This is a genomic window from Mycobacterium sp. IDUB_24 (assembly GCF_055419385.1).
Window position 1 is genome coordinate 1 of the sequence record NZ_JBVAXO010000014.1, and the last position, 5906, is coordinate 5906.

The window sequence follows — 5906 nt, forward strand, 5'->3', positions numbered from 1 at the left end:
GGAATAATGGCATTCACCGCATGCTCCTCGTCGGGCACCTCCCCGTGGCGAATCAACGCTTGTTTGACCGCGGCCCGGATCTCACGCAAGTCCTTCGGCGCACGTTCAGGGTCGACGGTGACGGCAGCATTGCCGATTGCGTTGGCGCGAGTGTCACCGTCAGCGCGTACATTGACCGGCATTCCCACGACGACCGAACCGTCGGGGCCGACCCGTCCCCCTCGTTTGGCGAGTCGGGCGGCCAATCCCACCAGCAGCGAGTTGCTGGTCCCCCCAAGTGCTTGTGCTCGGGCGTCCCACTCATCGGCATCGACGAAGATCGTTGCCATCGGAACTGTGGTGGGCTCGTCGGCGCCGGGCGGCGTCGGTGGCGTGATGGTCGGTCCGGCAGCAGCGGCACCGGCGCGGCTGCGTCGGGCCAACCGGATAGCGGCGGCGACAGCACGGGCCACGGCAGGGATGTCGCGCACCGTCTGCCAGACGTCCTCGAGCACGGCCCAGAACCGCCCCCGCGATTCGGCAGCCGGCCAGCTGATCGGATCGTCATGGCCGAGTGCCGCATCCGCCAGCACCCCGCACAGCCCGACGCCGTCTGTGAGGCAATGCGAGACGACCAAACTCACGCCTGCGCCGCCCTCGGTGAACGGGAGCACCGCCAGGTGCCACCCGGGACCGTGCTCGCAATCCAGCGGCGTGTTGACCTGTTCACCGAGCCAGTCGTCGAATTCTTCACGCGGGCGCGCCGCCTCGACGATCTCGAGGTCGGATGAGCCATCGGATGCAATCCAGCGGTGGCGGCCGAACGGCAAGGGTGACTGCTCGATGCGGCGAGCCAACCGTCCTCGCCGAAGATGTTCATGGAACCGCCGCAGACCATCGATGTCGATCGGACGGCTATAGACCCAGACACTCTGCAGCCGGCTGGTGACTCCTATCGCCCGCCCGAGATCAAACGCACGCTGGTCGAGTACATCGAGTACGTTGCTCATCTTTGAACGGCACTTTCCAAAACGGACTTGAGCTGTTCCACGTATCCACCGAGCGATCCGGGGGTGAACATCTCGAAGTGTGTGCAGCCCACCGGTACCACCGTGATCTTGCCGGAAACATAAGGGCGCCAATTGTGCAGAAGCGATCGGGCAGCCCTGCGGTTACGCAACCGCGCCAACCGCGACCTGATCCCTTCCCCGCCGGTGTCCTCGCATCGCGGACGGGCAGCCGAAAACAACACGACATCGCCGGCGAACACATCGGGCGCATGGTCGAGGAGTAGCAATTGGCCCGAGCTGACGCTTCGCGCCATGAATTCCGTCAGCCGTTTGGAGGGAGGACTGGCCCCGTGTCGCGCGACAATGCCGGCCACCCTTGAATACGTCAACGGTCTCCAATGCATCGGAACACCAATGCCATTGGTCCGCAGCACATAGTCCAGAACCCAGCCTTCGACAACCGCTCGGTTTGTTGCGATAACCCTGGTCAGACGATTCCAGTATCTGTTCGGGTTCAACAAGGCGTCCAGTAACACCAGGCGCTGCACTTCACATCCACGTCGCTGAAGCTCAACCGCGAGCGCATGGGCCGCTACGCCGCCGAACGACCATCCGAGAATCCGATACGGCCCAGCCGGATGAAGATCCTGAATCCTGTCGGCATAGCTCGCCGCCATACTCTGTATCGAGATTGCTTCGGACTCACCATCCGGAGGAACATGATTGATCCCGATGATCGGGCCGTCCACATACTGTCCCAACGCCCGATACGACCAACTCAGGCCGAAGCCATCATGAACACAGCACAGCGGCACACCGTTGCCAGGCTTGAGCACCTCGACCGGAACCACTTCCTGTGAGCTCTCGGCCCGGCCCACAAGCTGGGCCAGACTGCGCACCGTCGGCGCATCGAACATCACCCGCACCGCCAACTCGGTTTCCAAACTGGCGTTGGCCGAAGCGATCACTCGCATTGCCGACAGCGAATCCCCGCCCAGGTCGAAGAACGAGTCGTCGACTCCGACCCGCTCCAGACCCAGAACCTGCGCATAGATGCCCGCCAAGATCTCCTCGGTAAGCGTTGCCGGGGGACGGTATTCGTGACCGTCGGTGTAGTCCGGCGCCGGCAGCGCCCGCCGATCCAACTTGCCGTTCACCGTCAACGGCAAGCTGTCAAGCACCACCACAGCTGCCGGCACCATATAGCTCGGCAACCGCTGCGCCAAGGCGATGCGGACTTCGGCCGGGTCTGCGCCACCCGTCACGTAACCGACAAGACGTTTGTCACCCGGGCGGTCCTCACGCGCGACAACCGCCGCCTGATCCACGCCCGCCAGATCCGCCAGGACAGTTTGGATCTCGCCCAATTCGATACGATATCCGCGGATCTTCACCTGCTCGTCAGCCCGACCCAGATAAAGCAACTGCCCGTCAGGCGCCCAGGACACCAGATCCCCGGTGCGATACATCCGCTGCCCCGCAGCGAACGGGCACGCCACAAAACGCGACGCGGTCAACCCGCCCCGGCGCAAATACCCGCTGGCAAGGCCGGCTCCGGCCACGTACAACTCACCGACCACCCCAGCCGGCACCGGCCGCAACCATGGATCCAGCACGAAGAACGCCGCACCCGGTACCGGCGTACCGATCGGGACAACCCTCGGACCAGCTGCCTCAGACTTCTTCAAAGGCGCACTGAACGACGCATACCACGTCTCCGTCGGGCCGTAGGCGTTGAGCATCAACCGACCCGGCGCCCACCGATCGACCAACTCAGTCGGGCAGGCCTCACCGCCCACCACCAAAGCCGTCGACTCCAAGCCGTCCGAGGAGAGCACCGCCGCAGCAGACGGAGTCTGATTCAACACCGTCACGCCCTCGGCAATCAGCAACGCGTGCAGCTCATCCGGTGAACCCGCCACCGCCTCGGGCACCACGACCAACCGCCCGCCGCTCAGTAGCGGACCGAAGATCTCCCAGACCGACACGTCGAACGCATACGAATGCCACTGCGACCACACCCCTGCTGCCGGCAACCCCATATCCAACGACGTGAGCAAACTGGTGACATTGCTGTGCGGGACGGCCACTCCCTTCGGAACGCCGGTAGTACCCGAGGTGTGGATCACGTACGCGATGTCGTCGGGAGCCACCGCCGGCAATGCGGTGCTCGGCTGGCTGCCGATCCGCGGATCGGCCACATCGACTACCTCTACCCCGCACGCGCGCAGCCGCTCAGCCAGACCGCCGGTGCTCAGCGCCGCGACCGGCTTGGCAGCAGCGACAACGACCGCAATCCGGGCGTCGGGATGGGCCGGGTCGATCGGCAGGTACGCCGCCCCGGCCTTGAGTACCGCGAGGATCGCGACGATCGCCTCAACCGACCGGTTGAGCAACAACGCGACGCACTCACCCGGAGCCGCACCATAGCCGACAAGTAGATGCGCCAGCCGATTCGAGGTCTGGTCGAGTTCTCGGTACGACATGGACCTGCCGTCGAAGGTCACCGCCGCCGCATCGGGCACACGGGCCACCTGCTCGCCGAACAGCATCGGTATCGACATTTGAGGAGACGCAGGACGGATCAACGCGGCACGGTTGCCGATCTCGTCGAGACGAACATGTTCGACAGCGTCCAACACATCGATCGACGACAAGCGCAGTGTGGGATCGGCGGTCATCGCCGCGAGAACCCGCCCCAGCCGCCCGACCATCGCCTCGACGGTCTCGGTATCGAACACGTCCGTCCGGAACTCCACCGAACCACCGATCCCGGCCGAAACACCCTCCGCGTCGAACCTCTCCCCGAGGGAGAACACCAGATCCATCCGTGCGGTGTGAGTTTCGGCCAGCTGTGGCGCGGCGTGAACATCGCCTGTAGCCGACCCGGCAGCGGAGGAAACAGTGGAGTTCTGCCAGGCCAACATCACCTGGATCAGCGGATGATGGCTGAGGTTACGGGTCGGGTTGAGCCGTTCCACCAACATCTCGAACGGCACGTCCTGGTGCTCGTAGGCGGCCAGGCTGCGCTGACGTACCTGTCCGACGAGCTCGGCGACGGTGGGATCGGCGGCCAGATCCACCCGTAGCACCAGAGTGTTGACGAAGAACCCGACCAGCTCATCCAGGGCGGGATCACTACGACCGGCAATCGGGAAACCCACTGCCACATCGGAACTGGTGCTCAGGTTGGACAACAGAGCTGACAACGCGGCTTGGACCACCATGAAACTGGTCGCGTTGTGCTCACGCGCCACCAGCGCCACCCGCTGCTGCAACTCCGCCGGCCATTCCACCTCGACGACGGCACCGTGGTGATCGGCGACGGTCGGATACGGCCGGTCGGTCGGCAACTCGAGGTGATCGGGCAGTCCCGCCAAGGCGTCCTGCCAGTAAGCCAGTTGACCGGCGATGCGGCTTGCCGGGTCAGACAGCTCGCCGAGCTGTTCGCGCTGCCACAGTGTGTAATCCGCGTACTGCACCGGCAGTGCAGACCACTCCGGCGCCTGCCCAGAACACCGGGCTGCGTAGGCGGCGGCCACATCACGGGCGAGTGGAGCGAAGGACCATCCGTCTCCGGCGATGTGGTGGACCACTGCCACCAGCACATGCTCGTTCTCAGAAACACGGAAAAGCCTTGCCCAGATCGGAATCTCGGTACTCAGATCGAAGGGATGCCTTACCGCCGTGTCGATGGCACCGGCCAGCTGGTCTGCCGGCCAGTCTGAAGCATCCACCTCCTCCCAGCCGATATCTGCCTGCTCGGCAGGGATCACCAGCTGCCGGGGAACACCGTCGACTGCCGGGAAGACCGTGCGCAGACTCTCGTGCCGGGCCGCCACATCGGCCAATGCCCGGCGCAGCGCATCGACGTCCAAGCAGCTGACCCGATAGATCATCGGCATGTTGTAGATCGGTGAAGGACCGTGCAATTGGTCCAGGAACCACAACCGCTGCTGGGCAAAGGACAGCGGTATGACATCCGGTCGCACCTGTGCCACCAACGGCTCACGGCCACCCGAACTTTCAGCGACACGTGCCGTAAGTTGCGCCACAGTGGGTGCCTCGAACACCGCACGAACCGCAAGGTCCGCGTCCAGGGTGGTGTTGACCGCGTTGATCAACCGGGTCGCCGACAATGAATCCCCACCCAGATCGAAGAACGAGTCGTCGACCCCAACCCGCTGCAGATCCAGCACCTGGGCGTAGATCCCGGCCAGGATCTCCTCGGCCGGAGTAGCCGGGGCACGGTAACGATCGGCGTCGGAGTATTCGGGTGCCGGCAGGGCACGCTTGTCGAGCTTGCCGTTGACCGTCAACGGCAAGCTGTCCAGCACCACCACCGCAGTCGGCACCATGTACCCAGGCAACCGGTCGGCCAATCGCGCGCGGACCTCTACCGGATCGAGGGTGCCGGTGATATAGCCGACCAACCGCTTGTCACCTGGACGTTCCTCCCGCGCAATCACGGCGGCCTGACTGACCCCATTCAAATCTGCTAGAGCGGACTCTATTTCGCCCAGTTCGATACGGTAGCCACGGATCTTGACCTGCTCATCGACACGTCCCAGATACCGCAACTGCCCATCCGCACCCCACGACGCATGGTCCCCGGTCCGATACATCCGCGAGCCGTTCCCACCGAACGGACAGGCCACAAATCGCAGTGCGGTCAACCCGCCCCGACCCAAATACCCGTCCGCCAACCCGGCCCCTACGACATACAGCTCACCCACCACGCCAACCGGCGCCGGCCGCAACCAGCGATCCAGAACGAAAAATCCCAGGTGCCCCAAAGGCACACCGATTGGGCTGACGCTTCCCTCGACATCGCCGGCAGCGATCTCCCGGAACGAGGCATGCACCGTCGTCTCGGTGATCCCGTACATGTTGATCAACCGCGGCGAACCCGGATGA

The 5906-nt window shown here is 64.4% G+C and carries 2 protein-coding genes; both read right to left on the reverse strand.

What is annotated here, in order from left to right; translation table 11 throughout:
• Positions 1 to 989, reverse strand: a 989-nt coding sequence (locus ACZYZF_RS29425; RefSeq protein WP_463748168.1) for a hypothetical protein, incomplete at its 3' end; no start/stop codon positions are given.
• Positions 986 to 5906, reverse strand: a 4921-nt coding sequence (locus ACZYZF_RS29430; protein ID WP_463837595.1) for an amino acid adenylation domain-containing protein, incomplete at its 5' end; no start/stop codon positions are given. The genes ACZYZF_RS29430 and ACZYZF_RS29425, both read right to left, overlap by 4 nt.